The sequence below is a fragment of the Rhodococcus sp. 05-2254-6 genome, assembly GCF_002258565.1.
In the GTDB taxonomy this organism is placed as follows: Bacteria; Actinomycetota; Actinomycetes; order Mycobacteriales; family Mycobacteriaceae; genus Rhodococcoides.
Map to the genome: position 1 here is coordinate 1 of NZ_NOZF01000170.1, position 16731 is coordinate 16731.

General features: G+C 65.9%; 18 protein-coding genes and 2 pseudogenes. 12 read left to right on the plus strand and 8 right to left on the minus strand.

Annotated features, from left to right (window positions below):
• Window positions 1–8 precede the first annotated feature (8 nt).
• A pseudogene (locus tag CH256_RS23050) lies at window positions 9–146 on the plus strand (molybdopterin-dependent oxidoreductase); the annotation flags it as partial.
• Between the two features lie 41 nt (window positions 147–187).
• On the opposite strand, the pseudogene CH256_RS23055 reads toward CH256_RS23050, so the two are convergent.
• Window positions 188–1267: pseudogene (locus tag CH256_RS23055) on the minus strand (molybdopterin-dependent oxidoreductase); the annotation flags it as partial.
• 236 nt (window positions 1268–1503) lie between these two features.
• On the opposite strand from CH256_RS23055, the gene CH256_RS23060 reads away from it, so the two are divergent.
• The 3 genes from CH256_RS23060 to CH256_RS23070 are packed head-to-tail and all read left to right on the plus strand — an operon-like array spanning window position 1504 to window position 5132.
• On the plus strand, window positions 1504–2787 hold the full coding sequence (locus CH256_RS23060; protein WP_179272197.1) for an HNH endonuclease signature motif containing protein: 1284 nt from the start codon (window positions 1504–1506) through the stop codon (window positions 2785–2787).
• Window positions 2788–2847: 60 nt separating this feature from the next.
• Entirely contained in the window at window positions 2848–4146 is a 1299-nt protein-coding gene (locus tag CH256_RS23065) for a lipase family protein (RefSeq protein WP_094670689.1), read from the plus strand.
• A 14-nt stretch (window positions 4147–4160) separates the two neighbouring features.
• Window positions 4161–5132, plus strand: coding sequence for an endonuclease/exonuclease/phosphatase family protein (locus CH256_RS23070; protein ID WP_094670691.1), 972 nt, complete (start codon window positions 4161–4163; stop codon window positions 5130–5132).
• Between the two features lie 15 nt (window positions 5133–5147).
• On the opposite strand, the gene CH256_RS23075 is transcribed toward CH256_RS23070, so the two are convergent.
• From CH256_RS23075 to CH256_RS23105, 7 genes are read right to left on the minus strand one after another with little or no spacing between them, the layout of a single operon-like run.
• Complete coding sequence (locus CH256_RS23075) at window positions 5148–5726, minus strand: hypothetical protein (protein ID WP_094670693.1); 579 nt, start codon at window positions 5724–5726, stop codon at window positions 5148–5150.
• Window positions 5723–6265 carry a DUF6286 domain-containing protein gene (locus tag CH256_RS23080; RefSeq protein WP_094638314.1) on the minus strand — a complete coding sequence of 181 codons (543 nt, stop codon included), beginning with the start codon at window positions 6263–6265 and terminating at the stop codon, window positions 5723–5725. Before CH256_RS23080 ends, CH256_RS23075 begins: the two co-directional genes overlap by 4 nt.
• Entirely contained in the window at window positions 6262–6642 is a 381-nt protein-coding gene (locus CH256_RS23085) for an Asp23/Gls24 family envelope stress response protein (RefSeq protein ID WP_068049453.1), read from the minus strand. The genes CH256_RS23080 and CH256_RS23085 overlap by 4 nt, the downstream gene beginning before the upstream one ends.
• Entirely contained in the window at window positions 6635–6814 is a 180-nt protein-coding gene (locus CH256_RS23090) for a hypothetical protein (RefSeq protein ID WP_027495126.1), read from the minus strand. Before CH256_RS23090 ends, CH256_RS23085 begins: the two co-directional genes overlap by 8 nt.
• A gap of 15 nt (window positions 6815–6829) precedes the next feature.
• Window positions 6830–7114 (minus strand): hypothetical protein, encoded by a 285-nt coding sequence (locus CH256_RS23095; RefSeq protein ID WP_068049442.1) that lies wholly within the window; start codon window positions 7112–7114, stop codon window positions 6830–6832.
• Between the two features lie 4 nt (window positions 7115–7118).
• Window positions 7119–7394 (minus strand): Asp23/Gls24 family envelope stress response protein, encoded by a 276-nt coding sequence (locus CH256_RS23100; protein WP_068049455.1) that lies wholly within the window; start codon window positions 7392–7394, stop codon window positions 7119–7121.
• Between the two features lie 11 nt (window positions 7395–7405).
• Window positions 7406–7897, minus strand: a complete 492-nt coding sequence (locus CH256_RS23105; protein WP_068049443.1) for an Asp23/Gls24 family envelope stress response protein — start codon at window positions 7895–7897, stop codon at window positions 7406–7408.
• Window positions 7898–8046: 149 nt separating this feature from the next.
• Here CH256_RS23105 and CH256_RS23110 point away from each other — a divergent pair, with 149 nt between their 5' ends.
• From CH256_RS23110 to CH256_RS23145, 8 genes are all read left to right on the plus strand, one after another.
• Entirely contained in the window at window positions 8047–8634 is a 588-nt protein-coding gene (locus CH256_RS23110; protein ID WP_082898669.1) for an RNA polymerase sigma factor, read from the plus strand.
• Complete coding sequence (locus CH256_RS23115; RefSeq protein ID WP_068049445.1) at window positions 8619–9077, plus strand: hypothetical protein; 459 nt, start codon at window positions 8619–8621, stop codon at window positions 9075–9077. Before CH256_RS23110 ends, CH256_RS23115 begins: the two co-directional genes overlap by 16 nt.
• Window positions 9078–9200: 123 nt before the next feature.
• Window positions 9201–9284, plus strand: a complete 84-nt coding sequence (locus CH256_RS23120) for a potassium-transporting ATPase subunit F (protein ID WP_082898670.1) — start codon at window positions 9201–9203, stop codon at window positions 9282–9284.
• 7 nt (window positions 9285–9291) lie between these two features.
• Window positions 9292–10956: a potassium-transporting ATPase subunit KdpA gene (gene kdpA, locus CH256_RS23125; RefSeq protein WP_068049447.1), complete on the plus strand. Its 1665-nt coding sequence runs from the start codon at window positions 9292–9294 to the stop codon at window positions 10954–10956.
• Entirely contained in the window at window positions 10953–12953 is a 2001-nt protein-coding gene (gene kdpB / locus CH256_RS23130) for a potassium-transporting ATPase subunit KdpB (RefSeq protein WP_094670695.1), read from the plus strand. Before kdpA ends, kdpB begins: the two co-directional genes overlap by 4 nt.
• Window positions 12954–12955: 2 nt before the next feature.
• On the plus strand, window positions 12956–13612 hold the full coding sequence (locus CH256_RS23135; protein ID WP_094670697.1) for a potassium-transporting ATPase subunit C: 657 nt from the start codon (window positions 12956–12958) through the stop codon (window positions 13610–13612).
• The gene (locus CH256_RS23140; RefSeq protein ID WP_068049452.1) at window positions 13596–16049 is read left to right on the plus strand and encodes a sensor histidine kinase; all 2454 of its coding nucleotides are present in this window, start codon (window positions 13596–13598) and stop codon (window positions 16047–16049) included. The genes CH256_RS23135 and CH256_RS23140 overlap by 17 nt, the downstream gene beginning before the upstream one ends.
• Window positions 16046–16723, plus strand: a complete 678-nt coding sequence (locus CH256_RS23145) for a response regulator (RefSeq protein WP_094638309.1) — start codon at window positions 16046–16048, stop codon at window positions 16721–16723. Before CH256_RS23140 ends, CH256_RS23145 begins: the two co-directional genes overlap by 4 nt.
• Window positions 16724–16731: the final 8 nt, after the last annotated feature.

Below are 16731 nucleotides of genomic sequence, written 5' to 3' on the forward strand. Positions count from 1 at the left end.
GTGTCCCGTTGGCCGAACTCGCCGCGCTGGCAGGCGTACCCGCACCGCGATCGGCCGAGGTCACTTCGCTCGAGCAGAACGGTGCATTCACGCGCGCGGTACTACAGGGCAATCAAGCAAGCCATCCGGATTCGTTGCTCGCGTTGCAAGTCAACGGCGTGGATCTCTCGCTCGATCACGGATTTCCCGCGCGCGTGAATGCACCGTTCTGCTCGAGCGAAGTGACCTCGGCCGATCGCGGTGCGGGTACGCCTGCCAGCGCGGCGAGTTCGGCCAACGGGACACCGGTCCACGTCTGCGTGGTCGACCATCCTTCGACGCACGCGATCGGAAGTTCGGCAGTGCGCTGCGGCATCGACAGCAGCCTGCCCCGAGACAGCACCACCGGGACGGCGTCGTCGGCTGCGCTGCTGATCGTCAGTTGCCAGTCGGGCCCGGTCTGCGCCTCGGTGATCCCCGCAGCTTCGGCGGTTCGGTTGATCTGAAAGTCGTTGGGGCCGTCACCGTACGAGCGTCCGCGAGGCAGCAGAATCGCAGCCTTGCGCAGCACTCCTCCGAGCGTCTGGCCGACGGTCAACACCGCGACGAAACCCATTCCGGCAGCGACCAATCCGATGGCACCGCGTCGACTCATGGTCGACGGGGGGCTGTCGTCGCTCTGTTGGTCCGGAGCGTCGTTGCGAGCCCGCAACACGTCCATCAGGGACTCGGACCTCAGGGTGCGCCACATCAGCGGAACCTTGAGACCGAGGTGCACGAGAAATCCGGAGATGAACACCCAGGCACCGAAGTAGTGAGCGGCGTAGAAGTCGAAACCGAACACGTAGTCGTACTGGATGTTGAGAACGCCGGTGACGATCTCGAACAGCAGGCCACCGACCAGTGCCAACAGCGACAGTCGTTCGAGCGCATGTGCCGGCGATCGGACCGGTGGTAGTTCGACCAGCTTGGGCATCACCGACCACAGTTTGGCGATGACGAGCGGCACGATGATCAGCCCGAGCCCGACGTGCAGGCCCTGGGTGAGTTGGTACAGCCAGGCAGGGTTGGTGGGCCAGTCGAAGTACGGCAACCGCAGCCACCCGACGGCTCCGGGTCTGGCCTGGCCGAACTGCGGTCCGTAGGCGCTGTACGAAAGCAGCCCCGTCACCGTGATGATCGGCAGCGCGACGAGCAGTACCGCACCGAACAGCGACGTCAGCCACGTGCTGCGCAGCGGACTGCGAAAGCGCGCGAGAGGATTGCGGACGTCGGCCATGTAGGGCATTCGCTGCCCAGTCGATGCCGGATGCCTCGTGGCCTGCTCGGGTACCGGCGGGTCGTCGCTCACGTGCGCCTACCGCCCTCCGCTCGGAACCAGCATCCGGTGTCAGTATCGGGCCGGACAGCGAGAAAGCAAGCCGGGAACGTCCCCGCGGGGACGCGTCGGACCTCGTCGAGAAGTTCTTGTCGGTACCGCGTCGTACGCTTCGTCGAACATGCATTCGATGAATGGGGGCGTTCATGAGCGACATGCAAGAAGCAGGATCCGAGGCGGGACGGATCGAGACGAGAGAAATCGAGACCGAGATCTGCGCTCTGGCCGGTCAGATCGCTGCCGCGTCGGCGCAGTATCTGATTCTGGTGGGTGAGTTCGATGCTCGACGCGGATGGGCGGGATGGGAAGTGCGATCCTGTGCGCACTGGTTGTCGTGGCGTGCGGGAGTCGACCTGCACACGGCTCGTGAGCAGGTGCGGGTGGCCAAGGCGATGCGGGAGTTGCCGCTGATCACCTCGGCGTACCTGAGCGGCACGGTCTCGTACTCCAAGGTTCGGGCGATGACGAGGGTGGCCACGGTCGACAACGAGGCGTCGCTGCTGCAGAAGGCGCTCGATGCACCCGCCGCCCACATCGAGCGTCTTTGCCGTGGCCTGAAGAAAGCGATGCGTCCGACCAGGGGAAACGGAGTCGATGCCGATCCGTCCGTGGGGCGGTGGCGCTGGGACGAGGACGACGGCTCGCTCGTGCTGACGGCGCGTTTTCGGCCCGAGGATGGCAAGCGGTTTCTGGCTGCATTGACCAGGGCGGAGTACGAGCGCACCCGAACCGAGGGCGAATCCGAGGGTGACCGGGCGGCTCCGGCACCGTCCAACCCGGTGCCGGCGATGATTGCCATGGCCGAGATGGTCTGTGCCGGAATGGATTCACCGGTTGTCTCACCGGCGGCGGAAGTGTTGGTCCACCTCGGCGGCATCGACGAGGCGGGTCACGATCATGCCCATTTCGACGACGGCCCGGGTCTGGACGACGAAACGTTGGCTCAGGTGCTGTGTTCTGCGGTCATGCGGACGGTCGGCCACGGCCGCCTCGGCAAGACTGTGCGGTGGAGTTCGACTGCGAAAGCGACGAGCCGAACCCAATTGCGGCAGTGGATCATTCGAGATCGATGCTGCACGGTGCCCGGATGTGGGCGCACTCGATTTCTGCATGCCCATCACGTCACCTACCGCTCACGGGGAGGCAAGACCACGCTCGACAACCTGGTCCTGCTGTGCGGCGAACACCATCGAGCGCTGCACGACGGGTACTTCTTCATCGAAGCCCTCGACGATCAACGCTTCTCGTTTCACCATCCTTCGGGAATCGAGATGATTCACGCACCGACGATGTCCGGCGACGCGGACGAACTCCGGCGGCGACACAAAGGCATCGCGCCCGACGCCATAATCCCGAACTGGGGTGGGGAGGGCCTCGACCTCAGCTACGCGACCGATGTCCTGATCACCAATTGGCAGCAGGCTGCATGAAATGGGGTCGTTGAGGGCAAGTTAGTGTGACGGCGAGACTCGGACAAGAAGCGGTGGGACATGAGCGTCGACAGATCGATAGAAGACGAACAGCCCTGGCCGGTGGAACGAGCACCGAGCCGGAGCGACGCGACCAGGCCGGAGGACGACCCCTTCTACGCCGCGCCCGATGGGTACGAAGCGGCTCCACCGGGGATGATTCTCAAGGTGCGGCCGGTCGAGGTCGCGATGTTCGGTCGTGTGCGCCAGCGAGTCGATGCGTGGCAGCTGCTCTATCGCACCGCTGATCTCGGTGGGTATCCCCAGGCCAGCGTCACGACGGTGCTGCGCCCGCGGGACGCGGAGCCGGTACTTCTGTCTTATCAGTGTGCGATCGACGGCGTCGCGTCCTCGTGCTTCCCGTCCTACGCGCTTCGGCGTGGCTCGCGGGCTTTCGGCGCGGTCCCACAGTTCGAGTTCCTGCTGGTACTGCACGCCCTGCGCCGAGGGTGGACCATCTCGATCCCGGATCACGAGGGACCCGACGGCCACTGGGGTTCGCCGCAGGAACCCGGTTTCTGCACGCTCGACGCCATCCGCGCGGCGTTGTCGTTCGAGCCGCTCGAATTGAACGAGAGCACGCCGGTCGCGCTGTGGGGCTACTCGGGCGGCGGGCTCGCAACATCCTGGGCAGCGGAGATGGCACCGGAATACGCACCGGAGATCGAGCTGGTCGGTGCCGCGCTCGGCTCCCCCGTCGGAGATCCGGGGTCGGCGTTCACCCGGCTCAATGCGACGCTGCACGCAGCATTGCCGACACTGGTGGTGGCCGGCCTGCGGCGGACCTACCCCGAGCTCGATCGGGTGATCCGTCAGCACGTCAACGAGGACGGAATGCGCATTCTCGATTCCGTGGAGTCGATGACGACAGTGCGCGCCGTGACCAAACTGGCCAGGCACGACCTGGACCACTACATCGACGTTCCGCTGGCCGATCTCTTGGCACTGCCCGAGATCGTGCAGGTGTTCCTGGATATTCAGCCCGGGCGCACCGCGCCGACGGCACCGCTGCTGGTCATTCAATCGGTGCACGATCAGATCATCGCCGTCGACGACGTCGACGGACAGGTGGATCGGTACATCGAGGCCGGAGCCCACGTGACCTATCTGCGGGATCGGCTGAGCGAACACCTGTCGCTGCACCCGATCGGTGCGCCGCTGACCTTGGACTGGTTGTCCGATCGATTCGCCGGAGTGCCGGTCGAAGAACCGTCGACACGAACGGTGTGGTCCATTGCGTTCTCGTTCGCGGCGGTTCGCGGTTTGTTGTCGATGACCTGGACGACCATCCGAGCGTTGGTCGGCGGCGTGCGAGCGTAGCTACTCTAGGGCGGATGCAGCGAACCTGGATACGAATACTCACCGGCTCGATCGCCATTCTGGGCATCGCCACCGGGCTCGTGGCACTGGGCGTCTACTACACCGACACCCGGGTCAACGTTCTGATCGCGCTCGCGTCGTTCGTTCCGTTGATGTTCATCGCCGTGGTGGTCGGTGCCCTGGTGGCGTTGATCGGTCGGCGCTGGGTTCTGGCGGGAGTCTCCGCCCTGGTTCTCGCTGCAGGCGCAGTGGCCTACGCACCGCTCTACGTGGCGGACGCGGCACCCGAGGACGCGACGGGCAGCGAGGGCGTGCGGTTGCGCGTCATGCAGGCGAATCTGATGGTCGGGCTGGCCGATCCCAATGCCGTGGTCGGTCAGGCCCGCGACAGTGCCGTCGATGTCGTCACGATCCAGGAACTGACCGACGCGTCGGTGGTCGGTCTCCGTGACGCCGGTATGGACGAGCTTTTTCCCTACAGCTACCTCGAGCCGTACGCGACAGGTGGCGGCGGAGCCGGAATCTACAGCCGATTCCCGATCTCGGACAACCGGCAGCTCGACGGATACGGCCCGGTCAATCTCGCCACCGAGGTCGAGGTCCCCGGTTCCGAGCCGGTCACGCTGCTGGCCGTGCATCCCGGTCCCGCCTACATCACCCCGGCGGACATCTGGACCGCTGAATTGGACACGCTGCGAAACGATTTGGAGGCGGTGGCAGGCACCGGCCGGGTGATCGTCAGCGGGGACTTCAACACCACGTACTCGCACAAGAAGTTCCGCAACCTGCTCGACGTCGGATACTCGGACGCCGCAGCGCAATTGGGCAAGGGCCTGATCCCGACCTATCCCACGGACAAGGGCACGCCCGCTGTCGTCGGGATCGACCACATCCTCACCAACTCCGGCCATGCGCGGTCGCTGGAAAGAATCGATCTCCCCGGATCGGACCATCACGGCCTGATCGGGGAGATCGAGTTCTCCTGAGCGTTCGAGCGGAAGTCAGCTCACGCGAACGGACTGCTTTCGAGACTTTCCGCACTGCAACAGGATCCGCACTGCGGCGGGAGTACCGTCCAGTGACGTCACGATGTCGTTGCGCGTCTGTGCCGCGACCGCGGAGACCTTGTCGAGTGTCGTCACGGCCGGGTCGATGGTCGCGGTGATCTCGACGACTCGCTGACCGCGGTCCGACACCGATCGGCCGTGTGCAGACACGACGCCCTCGTGGGCTGCCAGGGACTTGGCAGCACTCTTGGCGGCGGTGGTCAGATCGACACTGAGCCTGCCGTCGACATCCGAGTCTGCAGTGGACGAAAACGCGACGGTGCCGACCGAACGGCGGGGCAGGTGCGCGAGCAGCCACCACAATCCGATAAGAACGAGAACGATCGCGGCTGCTCCGAGAGCCCAGGGCCACCACCCGGCGTCGACGGTGGTGTCGACGAACGCGGCATCGATGCGCTCGCGGCCCGGGAACTGGCCACGTTCCCACGCGATTGCTCCGCCGCCGAGGGCGATCAGTGCGAGTCCGACGACCGCTGTGCTGGTTCGGTCGACCGAGGCAGTTGCGCGTTTCACGATGGTTGTCCTGTCGTTCGCACTCGCGTGCGGACTTTCGGTGCCGGCGCGAGTGGGCGGAGAGCGTCGTCGACGGAGGTGGCGATCGACGATTTCAGCGCTGCGGTGTCGGTGCCCGTCACGGTCGACGCGGCGACGGTGACCTTCTTGTTGCCGGCCTTGGCCGTCGCGGAGTCGACTCCGGCGTTGTCGAGAGCGGCGGTGCGAGCAACAGCGGCGACGTCACCCTTGCGGAGCCAGACGTCCTGCTCGGTGAGGGCACGGTGGGTCCGCCGGCGTGGCTTGACGGCGAGCAGGACGAGGATGAATCCGACGACGACGGCGGCAATCCCGGCCGGCAGCATCCAACTCTGCGCGGTGAGCCCGTCCAGGTTCGTGGCAGCGGGGCCGACCCACTCGGGGCCGTCGATGGCACCCAGGTTCAGCAACGCTTCTCGGCCGAGGACCACACCGGCTCCGATGAGGACGAGTGCGAACAGGATTGCGGGTACGGCGGCGGCGGGGTTGGCTACCGGCTTCTTCGTCGCTTTCGCGGTCATTGCACTCTCCCTTCTTCGACGGTGGCTTCGGCGGGTACGCATTGGACGGTGACGTCGACTCGATCGACGGTGTAGATGCCCAGCTCGGACAGATCCCGGGCCACGGCGGCACGAACGTCAGCGGCCACCTTCGCCAGCGGCGATGGCCAGGTGACCGCCACCGCGACCTGGGCGCGAACGCGGGAGCCGTTGATCGTCACGTCGGCCTTGGGTAGGTCACGCCCACCGAGGACGCGCAGGCCCGGCTGAGGATCGGCAACGGCGTCGGTGCTGCGGGCAGCGAGTACTGCCAGGCGCTCGACGGCCTTGTGCTTGATCTCCAGTGATCCGCGTTCGCCGGCGTCCTCGGGGGTGTCGGTCGCAGCTGTCTCAGTCACGACCGCGACCACGCATGATCGAGTTCAGGTCCAGTTCGCCGTCGATGTAGCGGCCGACGAAGAATCCGAGGCCGCCGAGAACGATGGCGATGAGGAAGCCGGTGAAGCCGCCTGCCGCTGCGGCGATGGCCAGCAGAAGTCCCACGAACAAACCGATGGTTGCAGTGGTCATGGTCTTGATCTCCACTCAGAGTTCGAAGTAGTTGCGCCTGGTGACGCGTTTGCGGATACGAGCGATCCGCTTGGGAAGTGTGCGTAGCGGGGACGGAATCGAGGACGCACGGAATGCCGTCGGTGTGCTCGCTGCGTTGACAGGGGCCGAGGGCAGCACCGCGAATCTTCGGTCGACATCTGCGAGTGCGGCCATGTACCGGGCCGGGTCGCCGCCGATGTCGGGGTGGTGTTCGCGTGCCACAGCGCGCCGAGCCGCCTTGTACTCGGCGGCTCGGTCGTGCGCTGCGTGCTGGTTCACCTGGTCAGACTCGCACAATGTCCTCGACGGTGACGTGCACGGGCCCGTCGACCATCGTCGCCACTGTGCGTCGTACTGCATCGGCCGTCTCGCGGACTGCGACTCCGAACTCCAGCGATACGTGGACCTCGGTCCCGTCCTCACCGATTCGGATGCCGGCGATACGACGCCCGGGCAGATACGTAGCGGCCTCACCGAACATGCCGCCGTGCAGCCCGACGACACCGTCGATCGCCAGTACGGCGTCGGCGATGTCCTCGGACCTGTCACGTTCCGTCATGTGCGGGTCGGTCACTGCACTCGGGTGGTGGCGGGCTCGCTGGTGGTGTCTTCGTCGTCCGAGCCGTCGTCGAGGTAGATGTCGTGAACGACGATGTTGACCTCGGTGACCTCGAGGCCGGTCATGCGCTCGACGGCGTTGATGACGTTGCGACGGATGCCCGCTGCGAGGTCTGCGATGGAGACGCCGTAGTCGGCGACGATGTCGATGTCGACCGCTGCCTGACGCTCGCCGACCTCGACCGACACGCCCTGCGACTGGTTGACGCGGGCACCGGGGATGCGCTCGCGGAGAGCGCCGATTGCGCGGCTGGCTCCGCCGCCGACGGCGTGCACTCCCTGGACCTCACGGGTGGCGATGCCGGCGATCTTGGAGACGACGGTATCGGCAATGGTGGTGCGGCCCTGCGAGCTGACGAGCACGGAGTCCGACTTGGTGGTGATGTCGGTCTTTCCTTCGCCTGCTGCGGATACGGTTGCCTTGGTGTCCGTCGTGGAGCTCATGAATGCCTCTCTTCGTTGTGTGTCTTCGGTGCAGAGTGTGTGACAGGAGTTGGTCGTAGCTCGATCGGTGAAACGCACGTCCAAATAAAGTGACCTACGTCATAGATTACGTCCACTGGTAAACCGGTATCGAAAGACTTGCGTGATCGATGACCACGATGAAGCGAACTGGGGGCCCGATGGAGTGGGTTGACGCGTCGGACCGCGTTCTCGTCGGCGCCGCGGCGCTGGGCGAGACCGATGCGTTCGAGGAGATCGTCCGGCGCTACGGCCCGGAGATGTTCCGCTATGCGCGCAACATGCTGTCCGATCAAGGTGCCGCCGAGGAGGTGGTGCAGGACGCTTTTGTGGCAGCGTGGAAGGGCCTCGACAATTTCCGTGGGGACTCGGCTCTGCGAACATGGTTGTTCTCGTTGGTCTCGCACAAGGTGATCGACCATCGCCGCAAGCGCAGCGTTCCACCCGCCGAGGATTGGTTGTTCGAGCGCAAGAGCACCGGCGCGGGCAGCAATCCCGAGGCCGATGTCGAGGCCGACAGCTTCATGACCGAGCTGGGCGTCGCGCTGTCGGAGCTGCCGTACCGCCAGCGGGCCTGTTGGTTGCTTCGCGAGGTCGAGGGCCTGACGCATCCCGAGATCGGCGCGATCATGACGTTGTCCGCAGGCGCAGTACGTGGTCAGTTGACCAGAGCACGAGCAACATTGAGCGAAAGGTTGGCAACATGGCGAACCCAGTAGAGCCGGATTCGGTTCTCGCGCGTGCTGCCACCGAACTTCGGGACGCACCGCAGGAACCGAATTGGGTGGACATCAGCGCGTCCATCCTCACGAAGGTACGTAACACCACCAGGCGTACGTGGCCTATCGACAGCGCGTATCCGCTCGGCTCCACGGCGGGACCGGCGGACTCGCTGCGGATCAGCGATCACATCGTCAAGACGACGCTCCGGCGTGCACTCGCAGGTGTACGCGGCGCGCAACCGACCGAGATCGACCTCGACCTCGACGACCATGCCTGTATCGGCCTGTTCGTCGCGGTGATCGGGGTGTACGGCGACGACCTGCAGGCCGCGGGAGAAGAGCTCGCGACCATCGCGATCGATACCGTGTCGGATCTGCTGGGCACCACCCTCGAACGCGATGTCGTGGAGATCCGCGTCGACGACATCGAGGAGCGCTAGCGGATCGCCATGGTCGGTGGAGCGCTGGCGCTGACGTAAAAACTGCGTCATGACCGCTGGTCGACGGCGTAAGAAAGCGTAAGGAACGCGGTTCGGCTCGGTCGCGGGATTCAGGATCGAGCAATGACCGAATTGCTCTGTCTCGTGGTTGCCGCATGTGTTGCGGTGTACCTGTTCGTCGCTCTCCTCGATCCGGAGAGGTTCTGACGCCGCCATGAATCCTGCTCTTGTCGCGGGCCTGCAGATCGCGGTGGTAATCGTCGTGCTGGCTGCGGCGTACGTACCGCTCGGCGACTACATGGCCCGAGTGTTCGACTCCTCCCACGACACGCGCGTCGAACGTCTGCTCTATCGGGTGGCTCGGGTGAACTCCGCCTCCGAACAGACGTGGGTGGGTTACTCCACCAGTCTGCTGGGGTTCTCGTTCGCCGGCGTCGTGTTCCTGTTCGTACTGCAGCGAATTCAGGGTGTGCTGCCGCTGAACGGGGGCCTGTCCGGGGTCAGCCCGGCGATGGCGTTCAACACCGCCGCGTCGTTCGTCACCAACACCAACTGGCAGTCGTACGTCCCCGAGACCACGCTGTCCAACCTGACGCAGCCGCTGGGTCTCGCGGTGCAGAACTTCGTCTCTGCCGCAGTCGGTCTCGCGGTTGCGATCGCCGTCATCCGTGGCTTCGTGCGTGTCTCCACCGGCGGTGAGCTCGGCAACTTCTGGGTCGACCTCACTCGCGGAACACTGCGCATTCTGTTGCCGCTGGCGCTGCTGGTGGCCGTGATCATGCTGACTCAGGGCACCATCATGTCGTTCTCGACCGGATTCACCTCCACCGGACTGGACGGGCAGACGGTCACCAATGCGCTTGCGCCCGTTGCCTCTCAGGAGGCGATCAAGGAAATCGGCACCAACGGCGGCGGCATCCTCGCAGCCAACTCGGCGCATCCGTTCGAGAACCCGACCCCGCTGACCAACATCGTGCAGATCATCTCGCTGCTGTTGATCCCGGTCGCGCTCACCCGCACGTTCGGCACCATGATCGGCAACCGCAAGCAGGGCCTGACGCTGCTGGCGGTCATGGCGACGCTCTGGGCCACGCTGCTGACGGTCACGCTGTTCGCCGAGTCCGGAACCCGGGGCGTCGCAGCCACCGCTGCGGGCGCGATGATGGAAGGCAAGGAAGTCCGCTTCGGCATTCCGGCGTCGGCGCTGTTCGCCGTGTCCACCACCGGAACATCGACCGGTGCAGTCAATTCCGCGCACGACAGTATGTCTGCACTCGGCGGCGGAACAGTACTGCTGAACATGCTGTTCGGCGAGATCGCACCCGGCGGCGTCGGCACCGGCCTGTACGGATTGCTCGTGCTCGCGGTCATCGCCGTGTTCGTCGGCGGCCTGCTCGTCGGCCGCACTCCCGAGTTCCTCGGCAAGAAGCTGGGTCGACGCGCCATCACGATGGCCGCACTGTCGGTACTGGTGATGCCGATCCTCGTGCTCGTCGGCACGTCCATCACCGTGATTCTCGAATCGACGACCAGCTATCAGGGCAATCCCGGTATCCACGGCTTCACCGAGGTGCTCTACGCCTACGCGTCGGCCTCCAACAACAACGGCAGCGCCTTCGGTGGACTGACGGTGACCAGCGACTGGTTCCAGATCTCCCTCGGTGTCGCGATGCTGCTCGGCCGCTTCCTGCCGATCGTCTTCGTGCTGGCACTGGCCGGATCACTGGCGACGACCAAACGCAGCGCACCCAACGCAGGCACCCTCCCCACCGACGGGCCGCTGTTCGGCACATTGCTGATCGGCACCGCGATTCTCGTCGCCGCCCTCACGTTCTTCCCCGCACTTGCTCTCGGACCCATAGCAGAGGCCATGCAATGAACCTGTCACTGAGAACGGCCGTCCCCGGCGCGTTCCGCAAACTCGACCCGAGGCACCTGGCCCGCAACCCGGTCATGTTCGTCGTCTTCCTCGGCTCCATCGTCACCACCATCCTCTCGATCGCACAGCCGTCGGTGTTCGCCTGGTTCGTCACCGGATGGCTCTGGTTCACGGTGCTGTTCGCCAACCTCGCCGAATCCGTGGCCGAGGGCCGCGGCAAGGCCCAGGCCGCCAGCCTGCGAAAGGTCAAGCAGGACACTGTTGCCCGACGGCGCACAGCATCCGGAGTGGAAGAGGTCGCCGGTGCCGAATTGCTCGTCGGCGACGAGGTGATCGTCTCGGCAGGTGAGGTCATACCCGGTGACGGCGACGTCATCGAGGGCATCGCCACCGTCGACGAGTCGGCGATCACCGGAGAATCGGCTCCCGTGGTGCGCGAGTCCGGCGGCGACCGATCGGCGGTCACCGGCGGCACCATCGTGCTCTCGGACGAGATCGTCGTGAAAATCACTGCAGCGCAGGGTGAGACGTTCGTCGACCGGATGATCGCACTCGTCGAGGGCGCGGCTCGGCAGAAGACGCCGAACGAGATCGCCCTGAACATCCTGCTCGCGTCCCTGACGATCGTGTTCCTCTTCGCCGTCGTCGCCATCGGTCCGATGTCGAACTACGCAGGGCAGCAGCAGGATCCGATCCAGCTGATCGCACTGTTGGTCTGCCTCATCCCCACCACGATCGGCGCGCTGCTTTCGGCGATCGGCATCGCGGGCATGGACCGCCTGGTGCAGCGCAACGTGCTGGCGATGTCCGGACGCGCAGTGGAAGCGGCAGGCGACATCGACACGTTGCTGATGGACAAGACCGGCACCATCACCTTCGGAAATCGACGCGCGACCGGACTGCACCCGGCCACAGGCGTCGACGCCGTCGAACTGGCTCGGGCAGCTCGACTGTCCTCACTCGCCGACGGCACCCCCGAGGGCCGCAGCATCGTCGAACTGGTCGAGCGTGACTTCGAATCTTCGATGGCAGAAGGCGAATCCGAGCGCGGCGAGTTCGTGGCCTTCACGGCGCAGACTCGGATGAGCGGGCTGGACCTTCCGGGCATGGAGATCCGTAAGGGTGCAGCGGATTCGGTCTACAGCTGGATCCGTGAGGGCGGCGGCACGGCGGATCTCGACGCCACCGTGCACGACATCGCCCAGAACGGCGGTACCCCGCTGGTGGTGGCGGTACGCGAAACCGGTTCTGCTGCTCGTGCTCTCGGTGTCGTGGAGCTCTCCGACGTGGTCAAGCCGGGCATCGCCGAGCGGTTCGCACAGCTGCGCGCCATGGGAATTCGAACGGTCATGGTGACCGGCGACAACCCGCTCACCGCCAAGGCCATCGCCGCCGAGGCCGGGGTCGACGATTACCTCGCGGAGGCGACGCCCGAGGACAAGCTCACGCTGATCCGGCAGGAACAGGAGGGCGGCAGGCTGGTCGCGATGACAGGCGACGGGACCAACGACGCCCCGGCTCTTGCCCAGGCCGACGTCGGTGTCGCGATGAACACCGGCACGTCTGCCGCCAAGGAAGCCGGCAACATGGTCGACCTCGATTCCGACCCGACCAAGTTGATCGAGATCGTCGAGATCGGCAAGCAGCTCCTCATCACCCGCGGCGCGCTGACGACGTTCTCGCTGGCCAACGATCTGGCGAAGTACTTCGCGATTCTGCCGGCGATGTTCTCCACCGTCTATCCGCAGCTCGGTGGGCTGAACATCATGCGTCTGGCGACGCCGGAATCGGCGATCCTGTCTGCGGTGATCTTCAATGCACTGGTGATCGTCGCGCTGATCCCCTTGGCGCTCAAAGGTGTTCGCTACACCCCGGCATCGGCGGCAGCGTTGCTGCGCCGGAACCTGCTGGTGTACGGCGTCGGCGGCGTCATCAGCCCGTTCGTCGGCATCTGGCTCATCGACCTCCTCGTTCGACACATTCCAGGGATTGGCTGATCATGCGCTTCGTACAGGGATTTCTTCGCCAGGTTGTTGCCGGCTTCGCAGTGCTGCTGGCATTGACGGTCGTGCTCGGCATCGTCTACCCGGCCGTGGTCTGGGGCATCAGCCGTATCGGGACCGACTCCGCCGAGGGTTCGCCGCTGCGCGACGCCCGGGGCTGCGTCGTCGGAAGCTCGTTGATCGGCGTCGACCCGCAGGTGGCTCCGGGAGAGCCGGATCCGTTCTTCCACACCCGCGTCACCGGGTCGGTATCCGACGACGACGCGTTCGCTCCGGGGGATCCGGCCGCGGCCCTGCCGACCAACCAGGGGCCGTCGAGCGAGGTGCTGGCGTCGTTCGTCGAGCAGCGCCGCGCTGCCATCGCGGCCCGGGAGAACGTCGATCCGGCTGCGGTACCGGCCGATGCCGTCACCGGGTCCGGTTCGGGGATCGATCCCGACATCAGCCCCGCCTACGCGGCCATCCAGATCGCGCGAGTCGCTCAGGTGAACGGAGCCTCGGTGAGCGACGTCGAGGCTCTGGTCGCCGAGTACACGCACGGGCCGCAGTACGGTGTACTCGGTGCCGAAGCGGTGAACGTTCCGGAGTTGAACCTGGCACTACGGGACACATACCGGCCGGGTGAGGAGACACGCTGTGGCGGACAGGGGTGAGCTGCGGATCTACCTCGGCGCAGCACCCGGCGTCGGCAAGACCTTCGCCATGCTCGGCGAGGCGCATCGACTGCGCAGCCGGGGCTGCGACGTCGTGGCGGCCGTGGTCGAGACACACGGCCGAGCGCGAACGATCGACGCGCTCGACGGCATCGAAGTGCTGCCGATGGCGACCGTCGAGTACCGCGGGTCCTCGGCGCAGGAACTCGATCTCGACGCCGTCCTGGCCCGAAAGCCGCAGGTGGTGCTCGTCGACGAACTGGCGCACACCAACACCCCGGGCAGCGTGCACGGCAAGCGGTGGCAGGACGTCGAAGTGCTGCTCGACGCAGGCATCGACGTCATCTCCACCCTCAACGTCCAGCATCTCGAATCGCTCAACGACGTGGTGCAGCAGATCACCGGAGTGCCGCAGCGAGAGACTGTGCCCGACAGCGTCGTTCGAGCCGCTGACGAGGTCGAGTTGGTCGACATCACCCCCGAGGCGCTGCGCAGCAGATTGCGGCACGGCAACGTCTACGCCGCCGAGAAGGTCGACGCCGCACTGAGCAACTACTTCCGCGGCGGCAACCTCACTGCCTTGCGCGAGCTGGCGCTGCTGTGGATCGCCGATCAGGTCGACGCGGCACTGGTGAAGTACCGCAAGGACAATCGCATCACCGACACGTGGGAGGCCCGCGAGCGCGTGGTGGTGGCGGTGACCGGTGGCCCGGAATCGGAAACGTTGCTGCGCCGCGCCAGTCGCATCGCCTCGAAGTCCAGTGCCGAGCTGATGGTGCTGCACATCGTCCGCGGCGACGGGCTCATGGGTGTCTCGGCACCGCAGATGGGTTCGGTGCGCAAGCTGGCCGCCGGGCTGGGTGCCAGCGTGCACAGTGTCGTCGGCGACGACGTGCCGACGACGCTGCTCGACTTCGCCCGCGGGGTGAATGCGACGCAGCTGGTGATCGGCACCTCGAGACGGTCACGTGCCGCCCGCATCCTCGACGAGGGCATCGGCGCGGCGGTGGTGCAGAACTCGGGAAAGATCGACGTACACATGGTCACCCACGCCGAGCAGGCCACCCGCAGGGGCATGCAGGTCGATTCGGGTCGTCGACGGATCATCGCGTGGGTCGCCGCCGTCCTGGTGCCGTGCCTGGCCGCCGCCGTACTGAGCACGGTCGGACCGGACTTCGACTCCAGCGGTGAGAGCGCCCTGTTCTTCATGGTGGTGCTGTGCGTCGCGCTGCTGGGAGGGGTTGCGCCGGCAGCACTCTCGGCATTGATCGCGGGCTTCCTGCTCAACTACTTCTTCACCACACCCCGGTACAGCCTGACGATCGCCGAGCCCGACAACTTCGTCGTCACCGTCGTGCTGCTCCTCGTCGCCGTTGCCGTCGCCGCCCTCGTCGACGCCGCCGCCCGGCGGACGCGTCAGGCACGCCGGGCCACCCAGGAAGCCGAGCTGTTGACGCTGTTCGCCGGATCGGTACTCCGCGGAGCGGATCTGACCGCACTCCTCGAACGCGCCCGTGAGACCTATCGGCAGACGGGCGTTGCGCTGTGGGACAACCAGTCCGGATCCATCGTGGGCAGCGCCGGCGCGCAGGCTCCTGTCGATCGTGCCGCAGCCGACACCGAGGTCGACGCGGGCGACTTCACGTTGCTGCTCGTCGGCGAACGTACCCGCGCGCACGATCGGCGGGTACTCGCGGCGGTGGCCAACCAAGCGGCCGGCATGGTCCGTCAGGCGCGTCTCGCCGAGGAAGCCAGCCGAGCCAACGCGCTCGCCGAGGCCGACGCGTTGCGTCGAGCATTGCTCTCGGCCGTGAGCCACGATCTGCGGACGCCACTGTCGGCGGTCAAGGCCGCGTCCTCGTCGCTGCGCAGCACCGACGTTCAGTTCTCGCCCGAGGACACCGACGAATTGCTCGCCACCATCGACGAATCGGCCGATCAGCTGACCGCGTTGGTGAGTAACTTGCTCGACTCCTCGCGGCTGCAGGCCGGCGTGGTTCAGCCCAGTCTGCGACCCGTTTTCGTCGACGACGTGTTGGGCGGCGCATTGATCGGAGCCGACGATCGGGTTCGTGTGGACGTGGGCGATGTAGAAGTGCTGGCGGACCCGGGACTGCTCGAGCGGGTACTGGCGAACCTGGTGCACAACAGTGCCCGCTACGCCCCCACCGGGGACATCATCGTCAGTGCGGCGGTGCACGGCGAGTGGGCGAGTATCTCCGTCGCCGACCACGGACCCGGCATCTCCGAGGGAGCCGAGGAGACGATGTTCGACGCGTTCCAACGCCTCGGGGATCGCGACAACTCGGTGGGCGTCGGGCTCGGGTTGTCGGTGGTGCGAGGATTCGTCCGGGCGATGGGCGGTACCGTCACGGCATCGAACACCGTGGGCGGCGGGCTGACGATGACGGTCGAGTTGAAGGCGGCGAGTAGGTGAAGGTGCGGGTGCTCGTCGTCGACGACGAGCCGCAGATCGTGCGGGCGCTGCGAATCAACCTCAACGTGCGTGGGTTCGAGGTGGTCAGCGCGGCGAGCGGCGGAGAGGCGCTGCGGGTGGCCGCGAACTTCCACCCGGACATCGTGATTCTCGACCTCGGGCTGCCCGACATCGACGGAATCGACGTCATCGCCGGTCTGCGCGGCTGGACCGACGTACCGATCCTGGTGCTCTCGGCTCGCACCGATTCGGCCGATACCGTCGAGGCACTCGACGCCGGTGCCGACGACTTCGTCACCAAGCCCTTCGGCATGGACGAGTTGCTGGCCCGATTGCGCGCCGCCCTGCGCCGTGGACCGCACTCCGTCGCCGACCCCGTTGTCGTCACCGAGGACTTCACCGTCGACCTCGCCACGAAAACCGTTGTGCGAGATGGTGTGAGCGTGCACCTGACCCGTACCGAATGGGGGGTTCTCGAACTACTGGTGCGCAACGAGGGCAAGCTGGTGTCGCAAAAGGACATACTGCGCACCGTCTGGGGACCCGGGCATGAGCGCGAAACACATTATCTGCGAATCTATCTCGGCCAACTGCGACAGAAGCTCGAACGAGATCCGGCCTCCCCGGTGCATCTGATCACCGAAACCGGTATGGGCTACCGGTTTGTGAGTTGACCGCGCTC